General features: G+C 47.2%; 19 protein-coding genes. 15 read left to right on the forward strand and 4 right to left on the reverse strand.

Annotated elements, in window-relative coordinates:
* Positions 1-16: 16 nt before the first annotated feature.
* On the reverse strand, positions 17-271 hold the full coding sequence (locus tag Q0V21_RS26225; protein WP_285078467.1) for a hypothetical protein: 255 nt from the start codon (positions 269-271) through the stop codon (positions 17-19).
* A 236-nt stretch (positions 272-507) separates the two neighbouring features.
* Here Q0V21_RS26225 and Q0V21_RS26230 point away from each other — a divergent pair, with 236 nt between their 5' ends.
* Entirely contained in the window at positions 508-1,167 is a 660-nt protein-coding gene (locus Q0V21_RS26230) for a YheC/YheD family protein (protein WP_301881274.1), read from the forward strand.
* 355 nt (positions 1,168-1,522) lie between these two features.
* Positions 1,523-1,666, forward strand: a complete 144-nt coding sequence (gene sda, locus Q0V21_RS26235) for a sporulation histidine kinase inhibitor Sda (protein ID WP_024632651.1) — start codon at positions 1,523-1,525, stop codon at positions 1,664-1,666.
* 22 nt (positions 1,667-1,688) lie between these two features.
* Here sda and Q0V21_RS26240 read toward each other — a convergent pair whose 3' ends face one another.
* Both Q0V21_RS26240 and Q0V21_RS26245 read right to left on the reverse strand, forming a co-directional pair.
* Positions 1,689-1,940 carry a hypothetical protein gene (locus tag Q0V21_RS26240; RefSeq protein WP_285078465.1) on the reverse strand — a complete coding sequence of 84 codons (252 nt, stop codon included), beginning with the start codon at positions 1,938-1,940 and terminating at the stop codon, positions 1,689-1,691.
* An 84-nt stretch (positions 1,941-2,024) separates the two neighbouring features.
* On the reverse strand, positions 2,025-2,999 hold the full coding sequence (locus tag Q0V21_RS26245; protein ID WP_211754064.1) for an NAD(P)/FAD-dependent oxidoreductase: 975 nt from the start codon (positions 2,997-2,999) through the stop codon (positions 2,025-2,027).
* A 536-nt stretch (positions 3,000-3,535) separates the two neighbouring features.
* On the opposite strand from Q0V21_RS26245, the gene Q0V21_RS26250 reads away from it, so the two are divergent.
* Positions 3,536-4,729 (forward strand): NAD(P)/FAD-dependent oxidoreductase, encoded by a 1,194-nt coding sequence (locus Q0V21_RS26250; RefSeq protein WP_301881276.1) that lies wholly within the window; start codon positions 3,536-3,538, stop codon positions 4,727-4,729.
* Positions 4,726-4,980 (forward strand): hypothetical protein, encoded by a 255-nt coding sequence (locus Q0V21_RS26255; RefSeq protein ID WP_024632648.1) that lies wholly within the window; start codon positions 4,726-4,728, stop codon positions 4,978-4,980. The genes Q0V21_RS26250 and Q0V21_RS26255 overlap by 4 nt, the downstream gene beginning before the upstream one ends.
* A gap of 138 nt (positions 4,981-5,118) precedes the next feature.
* On the opposite strand, the gene hemQ is transcribed toward Q0V21_RS26255, so the two are convergent.
* Positions 5,119-5,865, reverse strand: a complete 747-nt coding sequence (gene hemQ, locus Q0V21_RS26260) for a hydrogen peroxide-dependent heme synthase (protein WP_285078464.1) — start codon at positions 5,863-5,865, stop codon at positions 5,119-5,121.
* A gap of 230 nt (positions 5,866-6,095) precedes the next feature.
* Here hemQ and Q0V21_RS26265 point away from each other — a divergent pair, with 230 nt between their 5' ends.
* From Q0V21_RS26265 to Q0V21_RS26315, 11 genes are all read left to right on the forward strand, one after another.
* Positions 6,096-6,389: a YuiB family protein gene (locus Q0V21_RS26265; protein ID WP_024632646.1), complete on the forward strand. Its 294-nt coding sequence runs from the start codon at positions 6,096-6,098 to the stop codon at positions 6,387-6,389.
* Positions 6,390-6,744: 355 nt separating this feature from the next.
* A complete protein-coding gene (locus Q0V21_RS26270; RefSeq protein ID WP_024632645.1) occupies positions 6,745-8,280 on the forward strand; it encodes a replication initiation and membrane attachment family protein in 1,536 nt (511 codons plus the stop codon).
* Positions 8,281-8,415: 135 nt separating this feature from the next.
* Positions 8,416-9,387: a helix-turn-helix transcriptional regulator gene (locus Q0V21_RS26275; RefSeq protein ID WP_301881279.1), complete on the forward strand. Its 972-nt coding sequence runs from the start codon at positions 8,416-8,418 to the stop codon at positions 9,385-9,387.
* Positions 9,388-9,416: 29 nt separating this feature from the next.
* Positions 9,417-10,091 (forward strand): hypothetical protein, encoded by a 675-nt coding sequence (locus Q0V21_RS26280; protein WP_301881280.1) that lies wholly within the window; start codon positions 9,417-9,419, stop codon positions 10,089-10,091.
* Between the two features lie 233 nt (positions 10,092-10,324).
* On the forward strand, positions 10,325-12,154 hold the full coding sequence (locus Q0V21_RS26285) for a sensor histidine kinase (RefSeq protein WP_483312388.1): 1,830 nt from the start codon (positions 10,325-10,327) through the stop codon (positions 12,152-12,154).
* Between the two features lies 1 nt (position 12,155).
* On the forward strand, positions 12,156-13,670 hold the full coding sequence (locus tag Q0V21_RS26290) for a response regulator transcription factor (RefSeq protein ID WP_285078462.1): 1,515 nt from the start codon (positions 12,156-12,158) through the stop codon (positions 13,668-13,670).
* Between the two features lie 281 nt (positions 13,671-13,951).
* Entirely contained in the window at positions 13,952-15,424 is a 1,473-nt protein-coding gene (locus Q0V21_RS26295) for an ABC transporter substrate-binding protein (protein ID WP_285078461.1), read from the forward strand.
* 75 nt (positions 15,425-15,499) lie between these two features.
* Complete coding sequence (locus Q0V21_RS26300; RefSeq protein ID WP_024632639.1) at positions 15,500-16,429, forward strand: ABC transporter permease; 930 nt, start codon at positions 15,500-15,502, stop codon at positions 16,427-16,429.
* Positions 16,430-16,513: 84 nt separating this feature from the next.
* On the forward strand, positions 16,514-17,368 hold the full coding sequence (locus Q0V21_RS26305) for a carbohydrate ABC transporter permease (protein WP_236642230.1): 855 nt from the start codon (positions 16,514-16,516) through the stop codon (positions 17,366-17,368).
* A gap of 33 nt (positions 17,369-17,401) precedes the next feature.
* Complete coding sequence (locus tag Q0V21_RS26310) at positions 17,402-19,750, forward strand: glycoside hydrolase family 3 N-terminal domain-containing protein (RefSeq protein WP_301881282.1); 2,349 nt, start codon at positions 17,402-17,404, stop codon at positions 19,748-19,750.
* 4 nt (positions 19,751-19,754) lie between these two features.
* Positions 19,755-22,862: an alpha-mannosidase gene (locus tag Q0V21_RS26315; protein ID WP_301881283.1), complete on the forward strand. Its 3,108-nt coding sequence runs from the start codon at positions 19,755-19,757 to the stop codon at positions 22,860-22,862.
* Positions 22,863-22,991 lie beyond the last annotated feature (129 nt).

Below are 22,991 nucleotides of genomic sequence, written 5' to 3' on the forward strand. Positions count from 1 at the left end.
TTCTACAGAGGTTAATCTACCCGATTCTCAGCAAGGCTGCCATGGCTTCTGGTGAACCCGGAGGCGTCGAGGTGAAGGGCGTGGTCAGCATGACCACTATAATGAAGACGATAAAGCAGGCAAACAGAATACAACTTACAGCAAAACCGCGATTGCTTTTCTTCATAAACAGTCGAATACCTGTAACGAATAGAAGCACCGTAATGGCTACCAGAACGATAGAAATGGCAAAATAGGCTACACCATACAGTGATTTGAAAAATGATTCCATGTCTTCTGAACGCTCCTTAGATCCTCATATTTAAGCCTCTCCAAACCATTCCTTAGTAGCATACGATAGATTGATGCGTTTGAAAAGCAAACCAGGCGCTTGTTCCCGCCTTGAAACAAGCTTATGGACTTTTTCCACGGAAAAGGGGCCCCAGCCTTGGACAGACATCCAAGAAAGCACGGCTCCAGTTGAGTATGTATAAGGAAGGACTATTGTTCAGGAAAGGAGATCAACCCATGTCGAGACAGCTTGCAAGCAAATGGCTGAAGACAGCGGCGCTGTTGAAATATCCGGTAGCCGCTGTCCACATTCCACAGACGAAGACGTTCAACTCGGGGAATCTGCTAAACATGCTTAGTCATTACGGAATGGTGTATATCAAACCTGTTGTCGGTGGTGGAGGTTACGGTGTCATTAGAGTATCAGTAAGTGGAGGAGCCTACCGGTACACTCATATGAAAATAACCCGTTCTTTTACTCATTTTAATCAAATGTACCGCTCTCTAATCCGCGTAAAAGCTAGACGGAGATACTTGATCCAGCAAGGCATTCATTTGGCGACCATTCAAGGCAGACCTGTCGATTACAGAGTCAAAGTCGTCAAGACAGAAAGAGGCTGGGTATTCCGTTCGATGGTGGGACGGCTCGCTCGTCCGGGATTGGTCGTGACCAATCTTAGCAAAGGAGGAACGATGCTGTCCGGCAGAAGAGCACTCGCTCTGTCACTGCCTCATATTTCCGGAAAATATAAACGTCGAGAGATGCGTTCATTGACACTCACATGTACACGGATCATGGAAAGTCAGTTCCCTGGTGTGGGGCAGCTCGGTTTCGATTATGGACTGGATCATTCAGGCAAGATATGGATTTTGGAAGTGAACACCAGACCACAATGAAAATGGTGAAAAAAGCTAAAAAAATCCAAAGAAAATCCGATAGTAATATAGAAGGAAACTAGGTGGAAAACGTTTGGAATTTAACAATTAAGGGTAATTTACTCGCATCAACTCTTGAAACTATGAATTTATTCTAAAAAAAATGCTATGATAATCGTTCTGTTCGATAAGCTTCGATCCTGTGTATAAATACTATCCACACTATCCACGTTGATCAATCAACATTTTTACCATTTATCAACAAACTATACACAGGATTTCCACATAACGTTGTGGATAACAAGAACGCTTGTTCTCTTTATAAATCTCTGATATGATAGTTTTGAGGAAAAAAAAGGAAAGGTTGTGGCGGGAAATGGCTATGTTATCCGATGAGATGTTATTGGACTCCTACCATAAGGCGATTGAGTTGGATCTCGAACGAGATTTCATCGCACTGCTGTTGGCAGAAATCCATAAGCGCAAACTGGGTACCGACGTATCTGCCATTCTTCACTAGAGATCCTCATTTGCAGGCAATGCTACAGTTTTCCGGACATGTCCCATAGATTTACAGGCCATAGTGTGCTTGTCTGACATTGGTGACAGTACATCATATGATTGCAAACGTTTTCGGATTCGTCTGCCGTGTCAGAGGAAGTGTGAATGGCGTAGGGGCTGTATGGTCCGGTGTAATCGTCCAATTTGCCGCATTCTGACAGTCCCTGAAGGCAGTGGGGACAAGCCTGCTCCGGTACAACCAGACCGTTACACAGCGGGCATATATAAGACAAGGGTATCCCTCCTGATGTTGAATTCATTCAGGAGTAAGATACCCTTTTTTGTGTCTTTTATATTCTATAAGATTCCATAAGGAATTAGCGCTTCATGTTACTGCTGTGTCCTGGAGACAGCTTGGCGTCTGGATCGAAGTATACCTTGGCATTGTTGACTGCGGTTGGCGCTTCACCGAATCCGACAGCAATCAGCTTCAGCTTGCCTGGATATGTTGTAATATCTCCGGCAGCATAGATACCCGGAATCGAGGTTTCCATGCGGGAATCGACCACGATGGAATTGCTGTCAATTTCGATGCCCCATTCTGCGATAGGTCCCAGGGAAGAGACAAAGCCAAAGTTGACGATGACATCATCCACTTCAATTTCCTGTGTTTCCTTGGTTTTGACGTGAGCCAAAGTAACCTTGGTAATACTGTCCTCACCGTGAAGTTCGGTAATTTCGGTAGGTGTAACGATGTTCACCTTGGAATTCATCAGGTTTTCGACACTGTGCTCATGCGCACGGAATTTGTCGCGGCGATGGATCAGGGTTACTTGCTCAGCGATCGGCTCGAGCATGAGCGCCCAGTCTACAGCGGAGTCACCGCCACCGCTGATCAGTACTTTTTTGCCGGCAAAGGCGTTCAGATCACTGATGAAATAGTGCAGATTGGTTTTTTCGAATTTGGCAGCACCCTCAAGCTCCAGACGACGGGGTTCGAATGCACCCACACCGGCAGTGATAATTACGGCTTTGGCGTGATATTCATTCACATCGGTTTTTACGACGAAGTGACGTTCTTCTAGTTTCTCTACCGAAACAACCTTTTCCTCAAGACGGATGTTCGGGTTAAAATGGCTCATTTGCTCCACCAGATTATTCACCAGTTCCTGAGCGGTCACCTTCGGGAAACCGGCTACATCATAGATGAATTTTTCGGGATAGAGGGCGGCAAGTTGTCCACCAAGTTGTGGCATACTTTCAACCAGAGTAACGGATGCCTGACGCATCCCTCCGTAAAACGCGGCGAACAGACCCGCAGGGCCGCCACCAATAATAAGTAAATCGGTCATGTCATGACCGGCAGTTTGTGCAGTCAAGAATCAACAACACCTTTCTTATTTTAATAGGTAGTTAACAGAAATAATGAAGCCGGGTACGTTTTTGTACCCAGCGTTTGTTGCTGAACTGTCTTTCTCATTATAAACGGTGTAAACTGGGTTGCAAAGTTGGCAGTATGATGAAACTGGGAACAATAGATGAAGATCAGGTGAGAATAGGATGAAATTGGAAATGAAAGGTTATGAAAAATAACAAAAAAAACCTTGATATTTGCCAGAAATACAGATATCCTTGACCTGTACTATGTGTTTTTTTGTCTAATTTAGCCCCAATTTGTAATGTGAAGACAATACCCGCGTTTTGTTGAATCTTGTGTATAATTTCACAATTTTAATCGATAACTTGCATGCAAAAAGTTCAAATAAATTCGCGAAGTTAACATTTGTCGTCATAATGGATAAGACCTCATCAATATGGGTAAGTAAGAGCCTTTTTACAACAAAACAAACGAACGGTTGATGCGAACGAAACCGGAAGGGGTACAGACATGAGCAGCATTCCCAAAATCGTCATCCTCGGCGCGGGCTATGGCGGGATTCTGACAGCCCAGCGGCTGCAGAAGGAATTGAACTATAACGAGGCCGATGTCACATTGGTGAACCGGCATGATTATCATTATATCACCACACATCTACATATGCCGGCAGCCGGCACAGATACGATTGAACATGCAAGGGTCCCGATATCGAAGCTGATTGACGAGTTCAAGATTGATTTGGTCAAGTCTTCGGTGAAGGAGATCCGGCTGCAGGATCGGAAGATCATTCTGGAGGACGGCACGTTATCCTATGATTATCTGATTATTGGATTGGGCGGGGAACCGGAAACCTTCGGTATTCCGGGTATGCTCGATCATGCGATGACCATTCGCAGCATTAACTCGGTCCGAATGATTCGCGAGCATATCGAATATCAGTTTGCCATGTACAAAAACGATAATAAACGTAACCGCATTCGTTTTGTCGTGGGTGGAGCTGGCTTCAGTGGTGTCGAATTCGTGGCGGAACTTGCGGATCGCATTCCTCAGCTTTGCAAGGAATTCGACGTGAATCCGAAAAACGTACACATCTATAATGTCGAAGCAGCACCTTCAGCTTTGCCGGGCTTTGACCCGGAACTGGTTGAGCATGCAATGAACGTGTTGAAGAAAAAAGGCGTTACTTTCAAAATCGGTGTTCCGATCAAGCAATGTCTGCCAGACGGTGTCATTGTGGGTGAAGGTGAAAAACTCGATGCAGCAACGGTCGTATGGACCGGCGGTATTCGTGGAAACGCCCTGCTTGAGCAGGCAGGCCTTGAAGTGATGCGTGGACGGGTGAAGGTTGATGAGTTTTTGCGTGCCCCAGGGCATGAGCACGTCTATGTTATCGGTGACAATTCACTGGTGTTCAACAATGAAGGGCGCCCATATCCACCAACCGCGCAGATCGCAATGCAGCAGGGTGTTAACTGTGCCAAAAACGTTGTCGCTGCCATCCGCAAGAAGCAGCCAAAACCTTTTGTATTTACAAGTAAAGGTACGGTCGCGTCATTGGGGAAAGGTGAAGCTATCGCTGTCGTAGGCGGTAAGAAGTACAAGGGCTGGAAAGCGGCTCAGCTGAAAAAGCTGGTGGATCTCCGGTACTTGTTTATCATCGGTGGCATTCCTTTGGTACTGAAGAAAGGGCGGTTTTTTGGATGAGACATTGCAGTGTTCAGGTCAGAGGACTACTCACGCGAGAAGAACTGGATCGGTACAACGCCCTGATGCAAGTCGGTGGTTATCTGGAGGAACAGGATCAGTATGATCTGGCTTACATCGTTCAGAAGGAAGTGGATATTCTCATTTTGCCTGCCATCGAGCGGCTTAAGGAGAAGGGACGTGACCGTGACAGAGCAACAGCTGAATTTCTGGAGTCTCTGAAAGCGGTTGATGAAGAGGATCAGGATTAAGAGGATTAAGCAATCACGTTATCCCAAAGAACCTGAGTCATCCATTTAATATTGAACATTTCATATTCATTCGAAAAAAATAAAGCACCGCTGACCCTGTTCTTGGAGGGATCACGGTGCTTTTTGTGATTTATACGATTACAGCTTGAGCATGTCTTCCAAAGTTTCTTCGTTCAGGAGGCTTCCCACATAGAAAGAGCCGAATTCGCCATAACGGGCACTGACTTCATCAAAGCGCATCTCGTAAACGAGCTTCTTGAACTGAAGTGCATCATCCGCAAACAGCGTAACGCCCCATTCCCAGTCGTCAAAACCAACGGAACCGGTAATGATCTGTTTCACTTTGCCTGCATAGCTGCGACCAATCATGCCGTGACTGCGCATCATTGTACGACGCTCATCCATGGACAGCATGTACCAGTTGTCGTTCAACTCGCGTTTTTTGTTCATCGGGTAGAAGCAGATGTACTGCCGCTGTGGCAGTACGGGTTTGAGACGGGCGATAATTTCCGGGTTCTGCATCGGGTCTTCGCCCTCTTTGCTGAGATAGTTACTCAGCTCCACTACGCTGACGTAAGAATACGATTTGGTCGTGTACTGGGCAAACATCGTTTTGTTGAAGGCATTCTCAACGGCCTTCAGATCTTCCAGCGTTTCACGCAAATGCATCATGACAAGGTCGGCTTTTTGGCCCACAACCGTATACACGACTGTGCTCCCTTGGGAGGAATTCTCGACTTCCTTCCATTCTTTCCAGAATTCCTCCAGCTCGTCCAGTGCTACGGCACGTTCCTCATCATCGGCTGCTTTCCAGGCGGCCCAGTTAATCGAGCGAAAATCATGCAGGGCGTACCAGCCCTCCAGTGTTGATGCGGCTTCGTTCATGAATTGTATTCCTCCTGCAATGTATATTTCCAAATCCGGTAAGGGACGGTTGAATGCGTTATCGTCTTTATTGTATCCCAACAGGAAGCAGAAGGGCAAATGAAGTGAAGCTGATTATAGGGAAATTTGTCCAGAAAGTTCGTTGCTTCGCCACATTTTTTGCGGTACACTATCTACTATCCGTAGTAAGAGAAACCCGAGTCAGTGAAAGAAGAGGTGAACGTCACCCGATGCAGTTTATACCTGTGCTGGTTTTGATGGTGTTATTTTTCGTTATGATGTTTGGTATCGGTTTCATTCTGAATATGCTGATGAAGACAACCTGGTTTCCTTCCTATCTGTTCATTATTGTTATTTTGCCTGTTGTCGTGTATTCCTTATGGGATCATACGGCATCACTGATGTCGCATCTGGGTTCTTTCCATATTGTTGACTATATGACGGGCATAGCTGGACTTGCTGGAGCGGTCATCAGTGGCTGGGCCATTCGCAAACTTCGTCTCGGCGGGTACAAAATGTTTTAATCAGCTAGCCAGAGGGCAGCAAATGCTGGGCTGCATTGTCCGTAAAGGTCTTGCCTTTGTCGTAAACGCTTACGAGCGCAAAGGGAAGGCTTTTTGCCATGCAGCAAAAAAAGTGTGCATTATTTTTCGGACATGTCTCATATATATCTGGATAACATTTCTCCATAGATTTACTTGTTTTCTATGGCTGTAGCTTTTATAGTAATCTAGCAACTCTGCGAAAACGTGAATGCTGTCGACCTAGGACGAAACGGAACGAGAACAGGTCCGTTTTTTACCTGTTTTTGAACATTTGAGGATCCGACATTTATGATAGAATAGATAAACATACTTTTGGGGAGAAGGAGATCAAGCTATGCGCATGAAGAATTTGCATCATTATACTGAACATCATCGCTACTGCGTGTACAGGGAGTTTGGACTTAGCGCCCTGGATGACCGTATGCTTACCGGAGCGTATCAGCCAATGGTAGGTGCCTTTGCGGTTGGCTTGTATCGACTGCTGTTTCAGCATCTTCCCGGTGAACAGGTCGGTTATTCGCCACTTGAACAGCAACGGAGGCTGTTCATGACGCTTGGACTCGAGCCAAGCGAGAAAGGACGCAAGTATTTAGTGGAGCAGGCATCCAAGCTGGAAGCCGTGGGATTATTGCAGACTTCACGGCTGTATATTCCGGAAAATGACGATTACATTTACGAGTATGAGCTGCAGCCCCCGCTCTCCCCGGCAGAATTTTTCCGCACACAGCATTTGACACTGCTGCTTCGTGACAAAATCGGCAAGTTCGCCGTACTTTCACTACGTTCCGGTTTTTCGGCGATAGAGAGTGGTGACGCGCCTTACCCAGCAGCGAATAAAGAGAATATTTCCGTTCCTTTTTACGACATATTTGAATTGAACACCCATGTCATTGATTACGAACTGGAACAGGCCTTGTCGGAAGTGTCAACTTCGGCACAGCGCAACGGGCTCAATGGGGCAGCCGAAGAGAACAGCCTGAATTATGCCGACATTATATTGCGTTTTCCGCGTGAGTCGGTCAATCGTCGTCATGTGGAGCAATTACGGTTCGATCATGAACAGCTCGGCATTGTGAATTATGTGGTGAACAAGTTCAATCTTAGCGTACAGGATGTGTGTCGTTTGCTGGATGAGGATGATATCTTCAACCCACAGGGACAGCTCGTGCTGGATGATCTTCAACACAAGGCGAGCCTGCAGTTCAGACAAACCAAGAAGCGACATGAGCAGCAGACCGTACAGGCAGCGAAGGTTGTTGCCCTAAGACAGCACATGGAGGAGCCTGAGCGGAAAGAGGACTCCGGTGAACCGCCTGTCGAACATGTGGTACAGATGGAATACTACGTCGAAGTGCCTCCGCAATTTTCGACCAAGTGTGATATTCATCAATACAATATGATGCTGCGTAATGAGCCCTATACCCGATTGCTTCAGACGTTTTTCCCTGGTGCCGTACCGGACAATCTGGTGGACATCTTTGAGAAAATCGACCTCAGCTACAAGCTGCCTGGTGAAGTGATCAATGTACTGATTCACTATTTGATGGCATTGCTTGTATCCGGCGGTGAGCAAAGAATTAACCGTAACTTCGTTGAGGCCATTGCCTCTAATATGCTGCTAAAGCAGGTGAATTCCTACGAGAAGGCGGTACAGTACATTCGTGACCAAGCCAAGGTCAAAGGCAAGCAGGCTGCTGGTGCAGCTGGAACCCGTTCCCGTACATACGGCAAAGGAACCAAAGCCAAACCCGAAATTCCGATTGTACAAGACATAGGTGCCGAAGGCGATGCAGTGTCCGAAGAAGAGTTCGAAGAGATGATGAGGTTTGCCCAACAGATGCAGGCAAGCAAACAAAAGGGAACTTCATAACTTTCATAATATAGAATCAAGAGGCGAGTCCCTAAATCAGGGAGACTCGCCTTTTTTGCTAAATGATCATTTTTTACGTAATGGGACAAGGTGTAGATGAGTTATATTTTCTCAAGGAAAAGAGGAGGACTCCCGATGGCGAAATGGGATAACATGCTTTCCATGCTCTGGATGCTTCGATCCGGAAGAAAGCTCACCGCCGCGCAAATCGCGGACAGTTTGGAGATCAGCGTCCGCACGGTGTACCGATATATCGACGCGTTATGCGCCAGTGGCGTGCCGGTCGTTGCAGAATCGGGCCATGATGGTGGCATTCGTATACTGGAAAGTTTCAAAGAAACGCCATTGTTCTTCAACTCCGTAGAGTTGAAGGCGCTTGTGGATGCCTTCAAATTTGCCCAAGGCGCTGGCTATCCGTATGTGCAGGAACTTGAATTGGCGTTGAAGAAGGTGGAGAACGGACTACACGAGGAGCAACGCTACGATCTATCCCGCCAGACGAGCAGCTTGGATGTGGTTTCTTCAGCGCGTCCGCCTTCAGTCGTTCCGTTGTTGCGGGACTTGGAACAGGCGGCAAATGACGGGCGAACAGTTCGGATTACCTATCGCAAAGCAAACGCGGAACAGGTCAGCGAACGTGAAGTTGATCCGTATGGGTTAGCGTATAACAGAAACGATTGGTACGCTGTTGCGTTCTGCCATCGGTCACAGGCGATGCGGACGTTTCGCGTCGACCGTATTGAGCGGCTGGAGGCAACCGAGGCGAGGTTTGACAAGCCGGAGCGCTTCTCTGCGTCCGACTTTTTTGGCGAACAGTCCAACCAGAGACGGGAGGCGGACGGACCGCTGGCTGTGATATGCATTGAGGGAGAGCCCGACACGTTGAATGCGGTATGCGGCCACTGGCATCTGCGTCACTATTTGACGGAACGGACCGATCGGGAGGCACGGTTCCTGCTCGATGTTCCGACAATGAACAAGTACCTTCCGACATATCTGATGTCATTCGGTACGTCCATTCGCATCCGGGAACCACTTGAACTGAAGCAGCGGATTCAGGAAATGGCATACCATATCGCCAAACATCATGAAGACGATCCCAATTGAGATTTGTTTTAGAAGAATGGAGGGGGAAAATGGGGGGATATATCAAGCTGGATCAGATTAAAGCTAAAAGCGAGACAACCACAAAACAAAAAGTTTTATCAATCGGGTACATAATGCTAATCGGAATTATTATGGGTGTAGCAGCCAAACTTGTTGATGCTCCAGGAATCAATCCTATATTTGACGATATCGGTGGCCGCTTGGCTGTATGGGTATTTGTTGCAACACTTATATCAGTTTTTAGCTACTCGCCTAAATGGGCCGCTGTTCACATATTTGCTTATTTTGGGTCGATGCTGACGGTGTATTATGTGTACACAGTGCTCTTCCTACATTTTTCTCCTGAGAGGGCTATGGTTTTCTGGGGGATATGTGCGGTGGGATCTCCGATCTGTGGTTATATCATGTGGCATGCACGTGGAAATGGTCTGTTTTCTAATGTTGTTGCAGCACTTCCAATTACCTTAATACTGTCAGAAGGATTTCAATTACGTCACGCGTACTTACCCATTCATACTCATTACTATTTAATTCCATACCTTATGACAATATATCTAATCATGAGTGTTGTTTTGCTGCTGGTCATTCCGACCAACAAAATACGACTTTTACCGATTCTATCCATAGCGCTCATAATTTCTTTTATTATGATCTATTTTAATGTTTTGGGTCGGATATTTGGTGGAATGAACGGCGTATTGTAGGGTAGTATGCTTTCCATCCTTTACCATGACCTTTTCCTTGGCGTATGGTGTAATCTGAGTATCTGCCAGTGATGACTGGATTCTGCTGGCCAATGGCAAAATCAAGAACGTAAATAGGGTGAAATTAAAGAAACACAGGTATAAACTAAAGAAAAGTTCCGGGTGACAAGTTAATGTCAGAAGGCAGATGATATACTTTAGACAGGAAAACAGCATCGGGGGGAACATGCGACTTGAAAATTGTTAGCGTTTACAAAAATTTCTTTAAAAATAATATGTTTATGAAGATGCTGTTCATCTTCTCCATGATATCAATTGTAACGATTATTACCTTGTCCTATATCATTTTCCTGTCAGTGTCCGACGCCACGATTCGCCGAGAGCTGGCGATCCAGAAAGCGGCCATGGAAAGTGTCGACCGTTATATTCACCAGCAGTATGAATCGGTGCAGAACATGGTAAGGGACATGCATCAGAATGAGGCGCTGTCAGCCAATATTACCTACTTGATGAATCACACGTACGCCGAGTATGTACAGCATCTGACAAATGGCTATTATGCGAATCAGGATGATTACTCAGCTGATGTATTGAAACATTTTCAGAACATCATGGATCGCAATTCGGATATCAATCAAGTGATGTTATACAGTGCAGAGCAGCAGGATCTATCCACCTTCAACCAACATAAACAGTTCAGAAAGCTGGATACCAATGTGGCTCATTCCTACATTCCTGACGTGATGGCGATGGAGACACCGAATATTAGCGCGCCAAACTATTGGATACGTAAAGAAATCAATCAATGGGACCCGGCGCTGTATGCGATTCGTGTGCCTATCAACAATACACAGACCCTTCGAAATTTGGGACAGTTCCTCGTTTTCTTCGACTCTGCGGGCATTGGCAATGCTCTTGATAGCTATGAAAGTAACCTCAAGGGAGAGATTGTGGTGCTGTCAGCCAAAGGTACGGTATTGTTTGATTCCAACAGTAACTATTACGGCAAGAAGTACCCATATATAGATGTGGCCGATTCCCTGTTTGATCAGACCGACATGGATTCGATGAAAAAGGAACGGAACATGTATGTGAACAAGTTTGTCTCGGCGGATCAGGGGTATGTGGTTGTTGGCACGGTTCCTGTGGATGAGATGGCCGAGGCCTATGCAGGTACTCGGAATACCATCGTTTCGATTAGCATCATATGTATCCTGTTTGCGGTATTGGTTCCGGCATTTTTCATTATTAATTTTGCCAAACGTACCCGCAGAATCATTCGTTTCACGCAAAAGGTGAAATATGGAAATCTGACAGCACGCATCGATGATACCCGTGACGATGAGCTGGGACAGATCTCGCACAGCTTCAATGATATGCTGGATGAACTTAATCAGTATATTGAACGCGTCTACAAAGCCGAGATCAAACAAAAGGAGACTGAACTGGTTGCACTCCAGGCTCGAATTAATCCCCATTTTCTCTATAATACGCTTGAGGTCATTCGGATGAGGGCAATCTCTCAGGGGGCGAAGGATGTTGGAGAGATGATTTACAGTTTATCCGTGTTATTCAAGAGCCTCGTTCAGCAAAAGAAAAACTATACACTGAAGGATGAGATGGAAGCTTGCCGTTTATATCTGGAGTTGTTTCGAATCCGGTATAAGGACATTTTCATGTATTCGATTCAGTTGGACCCCGTTCATAATCAACATCCGGTGGTCAAGCTATCCCTGCAGCCGATCATTGAGAATTATGTGGTGCACGGCATCCAGACAGAACGTTCGGATAATCAATTATCGATCGTTGTTGAAGAGCTGGATGATGTGTTGCAGGTTGAGGTCAGAGATAATGGCAAAGGTATTGAACCTGCACGTCTGACTGAAATTCTCGAAGAACTGGAGCGTCCGGAAGAATCGGGCCAGATGTTCGGACTGCGAAGCGTGCACACCCGTTTGCGTTTCCTCTATGGACCGGAATTCGGCATCACGATCGAGAGTACACTCGGAGAAGGAACCCTGATCAGGGTACGTTATCCTCATACAGAAGGGAAAGGTATTTAATATGTACAAGGTATTTATTGTGGATGATGAACCGTTCATCATTGAAGGGTTGTACGATATTTTGGATTGGTCGTCTTTTGATATGGAAATTGTGAGCCATGCCGGTAATGGACAGGCCGCTTTAAACGCCTTGTCGGCGCAGCCTGTTGACATTCTGATTACGGATATATCCATGCCCTTCATGAATGGTCTGGATCTGATTCGGGCAGCAAGGCAAGTGCAGCCTGATATCAAGGTGATTATTCTTAGCGGTTTCAATGAGTTTGAATATCTGAAAGAAGGCATGCAGCTGGGGATCGAAAATTACCTGCTCAAACCGATCAATGTGGAAGAGCTGGAATCGACGCTTCGAAATACGGCTTCGAAGCTGGACCATGCGTTGTCTCCTCAAACGGATGATGCTTATGGTGTTCAAATTCTGAAAGACAATATTCTTCACCGATGGCTGACGGGACAGATCGCGGCTACGGAATTCGAGGAACGAGCACAGTTCTTGAACCTTTCGCTGGATGCACCAGATGTTGCAGTAGCTGTATTGCGAGCAAAAGGGGAAACATCCGGCATGTTCGAGCGAGTGGAGGAAATGCTGAAGGATAAGTCCTATGTGAATATATTTCATGACATCGATGGAGATATCGTCATGGTTGCCAATGTGCATGCAGGCGAGGACGAGAAAAAGGAGTTTATGGGTTGTCTTGAGGCATTGTCCGCTGCGCTGTGTGAGACACATCCTACTGTTCTGATTGGGGCAGGAAGTCTGAAGCGCGGACTTCACCATGCTCCTGCAAGCTATCAGGAGGCAAAAAAGGCACTCCAGTATGTGATGATCTATCCCGACCTTAAAGTGATTGATCATGCCATCTTGGACAAATGCGGAAGCTCTGCCTCTTCCTTCTCCATTGATTGGAAGGAGTACGCGAAGCTCATTCTGTCTCGCAATACAGAGCTGCTTGCTGAGCGAATTCGGCTTGATTTTGAACAGCATCGCGACGGGGTCACTCCGGCTGAGTTGCAGAACATCGCATTGGAAGTGGTCATTCGCTTCAAGATGGAGCTGGAAGGTATCAAACATTCGGATGAATCAGCCATTTACCAACGGGGACTTCGTCTTGTGCTGGACAGCGGAACCTTTGATGAACTTGTGCAGGCGTTGCAGCAGGTGGGTACGGAGACGATTCAGTCTCTGCTTCAGGATCTAAAGAATCCAATCGTCAACCAGGTGCTTCAACATATTGACAAACATTACGCAGAAGAGCTTTCCCTGAAGCTGCTGGGTGCTCACTATCATTTGCATCCGGTATATTTGGGACAATTGTTCCACAAGGAGACGGGTGAGACGTTTGCCGAATATATCAACAAATACCGGATTGAACGTGCCAAGGAACAGCTGCGCAATTCGAATCTGAAAGTACATGAGATCGCAAGGAATGTCGGGTACTGGGAGACAGGATATTTCTATAAACAGTTTAGGAAATATGTGGGAATATCACCTACCGATTTTAAGGTTTTTGGATAATTTCCAGTGGAGTATCAATTGGACCATTGGACTGACATGGATGAGACATTCTGAGGACAGAAGGGCATGCAGTGCGTTGGTGCCAAATGTTACTCAGCATGTCTTTTTTATGTAAGCGATTTATTCAAATAGGTACTAATTAATGAATTCGTACTGATTTCTCTTTAATTTGTACCTCGAAAACTTAAGTTTATCTTCTTTTTGAAAATGCTTTCATTCGATAAGGTTAAAGCAGTTAGTTTGTAGAGCTAAAGGGAACACGAAAAGGGAGGATCAAGGAAATGAGTAAACAAAGAAAAAGTTTTTCTCTCGTACTTGCATTATTGATGGCGGTTACACTTGTTCTTAGCGCCTGTGGAGGAAGCAAGGATGCGTCAGAATCAGGGGGAGCAGGTGAGGATCCTGTCGAGCTGATCTGGTATACCATCGGTACTCCTCAGAAAGATGTTAATAAAGTGATGGAAGAAGTCAGCAAGTACACCAAAGAAAAAATCAATGCCACAGTTACGATGAAGATGGTTGACTGGGGCGACTATCCGCAAAAGATGCAAGTTAACGTGGCATCCGGCGAGCCAATGGACATTCTGTTTACTTCATCCGGCGGATTCGATTATGTTCAAAACGCCAGAAAGGGTGCATTCCTGGAACTGGATGACTTGCTCCCTAAATACGGACAGGATCTCATTAAAACCATTGATCCTGCATTCCTGAGCGGTTCAAAAGTAGACGGACACAACTACGGAATTCCAGCTAACAAGGAGCTGCCTCAACAAGAGGTATGGCGTTTCAACAAAACGCTGCTTGAAAAATACAAAATGGACATCTCCAATATTCGTACGTTAGACAGTCTGGAGCCTTTGCTCAAAACAATCAAGGAAAATGAGCCAAGCGTGACTCCATTTGGAATGGATAAAAATTTCGTTCCTTATGTCCCTTATGACTACGTCATTCAGAATTTGCCAATGGCAATCAAACTGGATACAACGGATTACAAGATTGTGAACATTCTGGATACTCCGGAAATGAAAGCAGCTCTCAAAACGATGAGCAAGTACTACAAAGCTGGTTATGTATCGCCAGAGGCTGCAACAACAGGTTCGACCAACGACCTGACTACATCAGGCAACTGGTTCCTGGACCGTGCACAGACACAACCGCTCGCGGACAATCAATGGTCGGCAAGTTACGGATATCCGGTAGTTTCCACACCAGCGAGTGACGCGATCATCACGAACACGTCTGTACAAGGTTCGATTATGGCTATCTCAGCCAACTCCGAATATCCGGAGAAAGCAATGGAGTTCCTGAACCTGTTGAATACAGATCCAGTGCTGCGCAATATGGTTGATTCCGGTATTGAGGGCGTTCACTACAAAAAAGTGGATGACACGCACATGGAAAATCTGGCTGAATCCAAAAACTATGATATGCCTTCTTACTCCCTTGGTAACAACATGTTGTTGTATCTGAACAACAATGACCCGGATAACAAATGGGATGAGTTCAAGAAGTTTAATGCAGAGGGTGTAAATTCTCCAATTCTGAGCTTTAACTTTGACTCAAGTAACGTGTCGTCGGAACTGACTGCCGTACAGAATGTCAAAGAGCAATACTGGGCCGCATTGATGACAGGTACGCTGGACCCAGAGAACAATTTGGAGCAAGTGATTGAGAAGTTCAATCAAGCCGGACTTGAAAAAGTGATGGCTGAAGCCCAAACCCAGCTTGATGCCTGGAGAGCGGCAAATAAGTAAGGGTAAATTCAGGGATCGGGCCGCTGCTTGTTGCGCCCGATCCTTTTTCATTCAAGCCTGAAGGAGGATCTCCATATGACCGCATTTTTGAAAAATCTGATTAGAAACCGAGTCATGCTGTTCATGGTGCTGCCAGGCGCCATCTGGTTCTTCTTCTTCTCCTACTTGCCATTGGTGGGTACAGTAGCAGCATTTAAGCAATATCGCTTTAGCCGCGAAGGCTTCTGGGCAAGTCTGATGAAGAGTGAATGGGTGGGTTGGGATAACTTTAAATTCCTGTTCAGCACGAACGATGCCTGGCTTATTACCCGCAATACGCTTTTTTATAACATCGCCATTATTGTTCTGGGGCTGGTATTCGCTGTAGGTTTGGCAATTCTGCTCTCGGAGCTGGTTAATAAACGGTTGGCCAAATTGTATCAGACAGGTATGTTCCTACCGTATTTTCTATCCTGGGTCATTGTTGGATACTTCGCGTTCAGCTTCCTGAGCATGGACCGGGGGATGTTGAACCAAATTATTGGATGGTTCGGCGTGGAGCCGATTCAGTGGTATTCGGAAGCGAAGTACTGGCCGTATATCCTGGTGTTCGTCGCTTTATGGAAAACCATCGGGTACAACAGCATCGTCTATCTCGCTTCAATCCTGGGGATTGATCGGTCACTGTATGAGGCAGCGATGATCGACGGTGCAAACAAATGGCAGCAGATTCGCAATATAACGATTCCATTGTTATCCCCTATCATCATTATTATGACCTTGCTGGCCGTTGGCCGTATCTTCTATGCCGACTTTGGTCTCTTCTATCAGGTTCCGAGGGATTCAGGTACGTTGTATTCTGTCACAAATGTTATTGATACGTATGTGTATCGCGGCTTGAAAACGAGCGGTGAGATTGGCATGAGTACAGCTGCCGGATTGTATCAATCCGTTGTGGGCTTTGTACTTGTTATCATTTCCAACTATGTTGTACGCAAAATCGATAAAGATAGCAGCCTATTCTAGGATAAGGGAAAGGAGTGAACCACTGTGGCTCAACTCGTAAAAAAACGCGACTTCCATCATGTATCCAATGGCTGGAACGTAATTATGAACATCATAGCGGGTCTATTCGCTTTAATTTGTGTATTTCCTTTTGTGTTTGTGGTCATCATCTCGCTCACGGACGAGAAGGTACTGGCCCGTGACGGGTACCGACTTATTCCCGCGGAGTGGAGTCTCGCAGCCTATCAGTTTGTCTGGCAGAGTGGAGATACGCTGCTGCGAGCGTACGGGGTAACTATTCTGGTCACGGTACTGGGTACCATTGTCAGTTTAATTCTAATGTCATTGTACGCCTATGCGATTTCCCGCAAGAGCTTCCGTTATCGGAGATTTTTCTCCATATTTGCCATCCTGACCATGTTGTTCAACGGCGGGATGATTCCAACCTATATGGTCGTATCCCAGCTTCTTGGATTGAAAGATACCTTATGGGCACTGATCCTGCCACTTGCAATGAATGCCTTCTATATCATGATCCTGCGTACGTTCTATTCAACCAGTGTACCGGATGCGGTCATTGAATCGGCAAAAATCGATGGAGCCGGAGAATTTTATACGTTTTTGAAAATTGTCATTCCATTGTCTCTGCCGGGGCTGGCGACGATCGGTTTGTTTAGTACGCTCGGTTACTGGAACGATTGGTTCAATGCGCTGTTATATATCGATAATCCGAACCTCGTACCGCTGCAATCCATGCTGATGCGGATCGAATCCAGCATCCAGTTCATCCAGCAGAACTCGGCGAACAGCTCGATGAGTCTGGCGGCGATGCAATCCATTCCGCAGGATACTTCACGGATGGCTATGGTGGTTCTCGCCACATTGCCGATTATTTTCGCTTATCCGTTCTTCCAGCGTTACTTTGTACAGGGTCTAACGGTCGGAGCCGTTAAAGAGTAACCGAATCACTTCTACAGATGGAGGCATCGAAGGATGATGATATATAAGGATAAAAGCAAATCGGTGGAAGAGCGAGTAGAACATCTGCTGAGCTTAATGACGACGGAGGAAAAAGCGGGTCAACTCATCCAGCCCTTTGGCTGGCAGACCTATACGAATGATGAGGGAAACATCACGCTGAATGAATCCTTTAAGCAGCAGGTGGAAAACGGGGGCGTAGGCTCCCTGTATGGTGCGCTTCGTGCAGATCCATGGACGGGTGTTACGCTTGAAAATGGACTGTCTGCCAGAGAAGGGGCAGAAGCCGTAAACCTCATTCAGCGTCATGCTGTAGAGCATTCCAGACTGGGGATTCCCATTCTGATCGGAGAGGAATGCTCACACGGACATATGGCGATTGACGGTACAGTCTATCCGGTTCCCCTGCTCTTGGGCAGTACCTGGAACGTGAACCTGTACCGTGATATGTGCCGGGCGGTTGCCCGTGAGACACGTGCTCAGGGCGGTGCGGTAACATATTCCCCGGTACTGGATGTTGTACGTGATCCACGCTGGGGACGTACCGAGGAATGCTTTGGTGAAGACCCATACCTTATTGGCGAACTGGCTGTTGCATCCGTGCAAGGACTTCAGGGCGAAAGTTTGGACCAGGAGGATGCGGTAGCGGCTACACTGAAACACTTTGTCGGTTATGGAAGCTCGGAAGGTGGACGCAATGCGGGACCGGTGCACATGGGCTGGCGTGAACTGCTGGAAGTAGACCTGTATCCGTTCCGAAAAGCTGTTGAAGCAGGCGCTCAATCCATTATGCCGGCCTATAACGAAATCGACGGTATCCCGTGTACGGTTAATACGGAATTGCTGGAGGATGTTTTGCGAAAAGGCTGGGGTTTTGACGGTCTGGTCATTACGGACTGTGGTGCTATCAACATGCTCTCCAATGGGCATGATGTGGCAGCCGATGGATTGGAAGCATCCGTACAGGCCATCCAGGCAGGTATTGATATGGAAATGTCCGGTGAGATGTTTGGACAATATCTGGTGCAGGCGATCTCGGAAGGCAAGCTTGAAATGCATGTACTGGATCAGGCTGTCCGCCGCGTGCTGGCGCTGAAATTCAAGCTGGGACTATTCGAGAAGCCTTATGTGGATGCTGATCGAGCAGCAGAAGTCATCGGCAGCGCAGAGCATATTCAACTGGCACGCCAATTGGCAGCAGAAGGTGTGGTCCTGCTCAAAAATGAAGCTGCAGCTCTGCCTCTGTCGACGGCAACAGCAGGCCGAATTGCTGTCATTGGTCCTAATGCAGACCAAGCCTACAACCAGTTGGGCGATTATACATCCCCCCAACCAAAATCCAAAGTGGCTACGGTGCTGGATGGCATCCGCAGTAAGCTTGCCGTTAGTAAGAATGGGCACGTAGGGGAAGGCTCTGATGGAAATTCGAATGGTGAAGTTGAAGTGCTCTACGCACCGGGTTGCCGCATCAAGGGCGATTCAAGGGAAGGGTTCGAGCACGCGATAGAAACTGCACGTCAGGCCGATACAGTCATCATGGTCGTTGGGGGCTCAAGCGCCCGTGATTTTGGTGAAGGAACGATCGATCTGAAGACCGGTGCTTCCAATGTGTCGGATAATTCATGGAATGACATGGAGTGCGGGGAAGGCATTGACCGTATGATGCTTGGACTTGCAGGAGTACAACTGGAGCTGATTCAAGAGATTCACAAGCTCGGCAAAACACTTGTCATTGTTTATATTAACGGTCGTCCGATTACCGAGCCTTGGGTAGATGAACATGCCGATGCCATTCTGGAAGCATGGTATCCAGGCCAGGAAGGCGGACATGCCATTGCGGACATTTTATTTGGCGATGTGAATCCGTCCGGTAAATTGACAATCTCCATTCCGAAGCATGTGGGTCAATTACCGGTCTACTACAATGGTAAACGATCACGCGGCAAGCGATATTTGGAAGAGGATTTGGAGCCTCGTTATCCATTCGGATATGGCCTTAGTTATACTACGTTTGATTACAGCGAGCTGAAGCTGAGTACGAAATCGATGACAGCAGACGAGATGGTTACCGTATCCGTGGATGTCACCAATACAGGGGCTTGCAGAGGTGCAGAAGTTATTCAGATGTACGTATCCGATGTGGTCAGCCTAGTGGCTCGTCCAGCCAAGGAATTGAAGGGGTTTGCTAAAGTGAAATTGGAACCCGGAGAGACGCAGACTGTAACCTTCCATATTGGAGCTGAGCAGCTGCAATATATCGGTCGTGATCTCAAGCCTGTCGTTGAGCCAGGACAATTCCATATTCATATCGGAAGACATGTGAATGATACGCAGTTCACCGAGCTGACGGTAGAGGGGGCGTAAGGAAATGGAACGCATCAGACGATTTATTCGCGAGTTATCCGAACGTCAGTGGCTGGAGCAAATGGAGCTGCGAAGCTGGGACATCACTCGCGCTTATTATAAAGTACCAGGACAATATGAAGATCAGAAGGCCTATCCGGAAGGAGAGGGATTGGATCGTTTCCCGAGCGAGCAGGGAACGACCTATTTCTTCCGTACGCGTCTGGAAGTTCCTGCCTCCTGGCAGAAGGAACCTTACGGACTTGTATTTGAATCCGGTGGAGAAGGCTTGCTGCGGGTGAATGGACACTCCTATCAGGGGCTGGATCGCAATCATACGTATGTAACACTCGATCCTTCCCGAATAGGGGCACAGCCCGACCTTGAGATTGAGTTATTTGATCCGGTGCCTGAGCCTGTCGATCCATTAAATCAGCAAGCGGTTATTCAACCGCCGATTACATCGATCCACAGCTTGTTGGTGCGACCGAATGAACCTGTCCGCAGCCTGATGTACACGGTCACGATTGTGCGTGATTCCGCGGTGCTGCTGCCAGAAAGTGATTTCCGCCGTGTGCGCCTGCTGGAAGCGATCTATCGAGCGATGGATCAATTTGTTGGACTGACTGAAGAGGCTGTCAAGCAGGGAAATGGCATCTACAGTATCGAAGAAAGATTGATTCATGAAGTGCGTGAGATTGGTGGAAACGCCGAAGGCTTGGAGCATATGGTGGGGCAATCGCACATCGATATTGCCTGGCTATGGCCTGTACGTGAGACGGTGCGGAAGACCAGTCGTACATTCTCCACGGTGGATGCACTTATGAATGAATATCCCGATTATATGTATTCACAGAGCCAGCCTTTGCTCTATGCTTTTCTGAAGGAACATGATCCCGAGCTGTATGAACGGGTGAAGAAGCGCATTGCTGAAGGACGATGGGAACTGGTTGGCGGTATGTGGGTTGAGCCGGATCTGAACATTCCGAGCGGGGAATCTCTGATTCGTCAGATGTTATACGGTCAGCGCTTTTATATGGAGGAGTTCGGCAAAACATCCCAGATTGAATGGCTACCAGATACATTTGGTTATTGTGCTTCCCTGCCTCAGATTTTGAAGCATGGGAATGTCGAGTACTTTATGACGACCAAGCTCGGATGGAATGATACGAACGTGTTCCCATATGACCTTTTCCACTGGGTAGGCATTGATGGAACGGCTATCCTGTCGTATCTCAATCATGGTGTCAACGAGCACACGCTGCCGAAGGATATTCATGATCATTGGCAGTCTTACCGCGAGAAGGCGGCGCATCCTGAGCATATGCTTCTGTATGGGCATGGCGACGGCGGTGGTGGCGTAACACGAGAGATGCTGGAGTATGTGGACCGTTCGGAGTTGATGGTGGGACAGCCGAAGAATGGGTATAGCACGGCCGGAGCCTTTTTTGCCGGAATCGAGAAGGCACAGCCTGATCTTCCAAAATGGCAAGGCGACCTGTATTTGGAGCTTCACCGGGGTACCTATACGACTCATGGCCGCAATAAGCGCAACAACCGGAAGGCTGAGGTGCTTTATCGTGAAGCGGAGCTCTGGAACACCCTTGCACTATCGAATATGGATGCACAGCAGGAAGCGGAAGTACGCTCTTCCCTGCATGATGGCTGGAAGCTGATCTTGCTGAATCAATTCCATGATATTATCCCTGGTTCGGCCATTACGGAATCCTATGTAACTTCGGATGAGGAGTATGTTCAGGTATTTGAGTTAGGTAGAGCAGGATTGAATCAAGGGGTTGCGGCATTGACGAAGGAGATTAACACGCAGGGGCCTGAGGGTTCTGTTCCCTATGTTGTGTTCAACAGTCTCGGCTGGACTCGAAGTGCAGTCATTCAACTTCAAATGCATGATGGATTTGATCGTTACGTCATAGATGAAGAGGGCCAGCGTTTGCGAATGGATCGGGAGGATGGACAAATTTCGATCCTGGTAACCGACATTCCAGCGTTTGGGCATAAGACGATTTGGCTTGTACTGGAAAATGCAAGAGAAACGAATGTACGGGAAATGGCGAGCATTGCCGGCCAAAAGAATTTTACAGATACATGGGAAACCGCGTATTACCACGTGCAGTTTAACGATCGAGGCGAGATATCTCGCTTGTGGGACAAGACAGCAGAACGCGAGATCCTGAAGCCGGGTGAACGCGGCAATCAATTTCAATTTTTCCATGACCGTCCGACGCTCTGGGATGCTTGGGATATCGACAGCCGTTATGAGGCCCAGGTTGCTGGAGAAGCGGAGCTTGTGGAGAAGAAACTGGTGCTGGCAGGCACGACGAAGGATGTACTTCGCTTCCGCTGGAAAATCCATCAGTCGGAAATCACGCAGGACGTTATATTCTATCATGACCATCGACGGATCGATTTCAAGACCCATGTGAGCTGGAATGAAGATCATAAATTGCTCAAAGTAGGTTTCCCGATCGATGTAGTGACTTCCAAAGCAACCTATGAAATTCCATTCGGTGCATTGGAGCGTCCGACCCATCGCAACACGAGTTGGGAGCAAGCTCAGTATGAAGTGTGCGGACACCGCTTCGCAGATGTCGCGGAGCACGGATATGGCGTCAGTTTGCTTAATGACTGCAAATACGGATACGACGTACAGGGAAGCACGATTCGCCTCTCCTTGCTGCGTGCACCGAGATGGCCTGACCGAACTGCGGATCTTGGAGAACATCACTTTACCTATTCCCTGTATCCACATGAAGGTGACTGGAGAAGTGCACATACCGTGCGTCAGGCAGCTGAATTGAATCATGAAGTGCCAGTGCAGCAGGTGGACCAGAACGAAGGTGTACGCCCGGCAACTGGAGCATGGATTAAATTCGATGGCAGCCATGTCATCTTGGATACGGTGAAACCGGCTGAGGGAGGACACGGTACAGTGCTCCGTTTCTATGAATCTTCAGGCATACGTGAACGGGTGACGCTGCAATGGCCGCATGCATTTGAGCAAGCCTATCACTCCAATGCTTTGGAAGAAGCAGGCGAACCGCTGGCCAGTACCAATGGTCAGATTACTTTGTCCTTTAAACCTTACGAAATAAAAACCGTGCTACTACGGTAAACCTTTTTGAAATACTCTGAGCTATGTATGTTCAGCTCTTTATTCACACGTTAACGGAGAGGACAGAAATAACCTGAAGAAGTGAAGCTAAAAGCTTTCTGAAAGAAAGCTACATCGAAAGCATATGCT

It is taken from the genome of Paenibacillus sp. 11B, assembly GCF_030487755.1.
GTDB classification, from domain to species: Bacteria; Bacillota; Bacilli; order Paenibacillales; family Paenibacillaceae; genus Paenibacillus; species Paenibacillus vandeheii.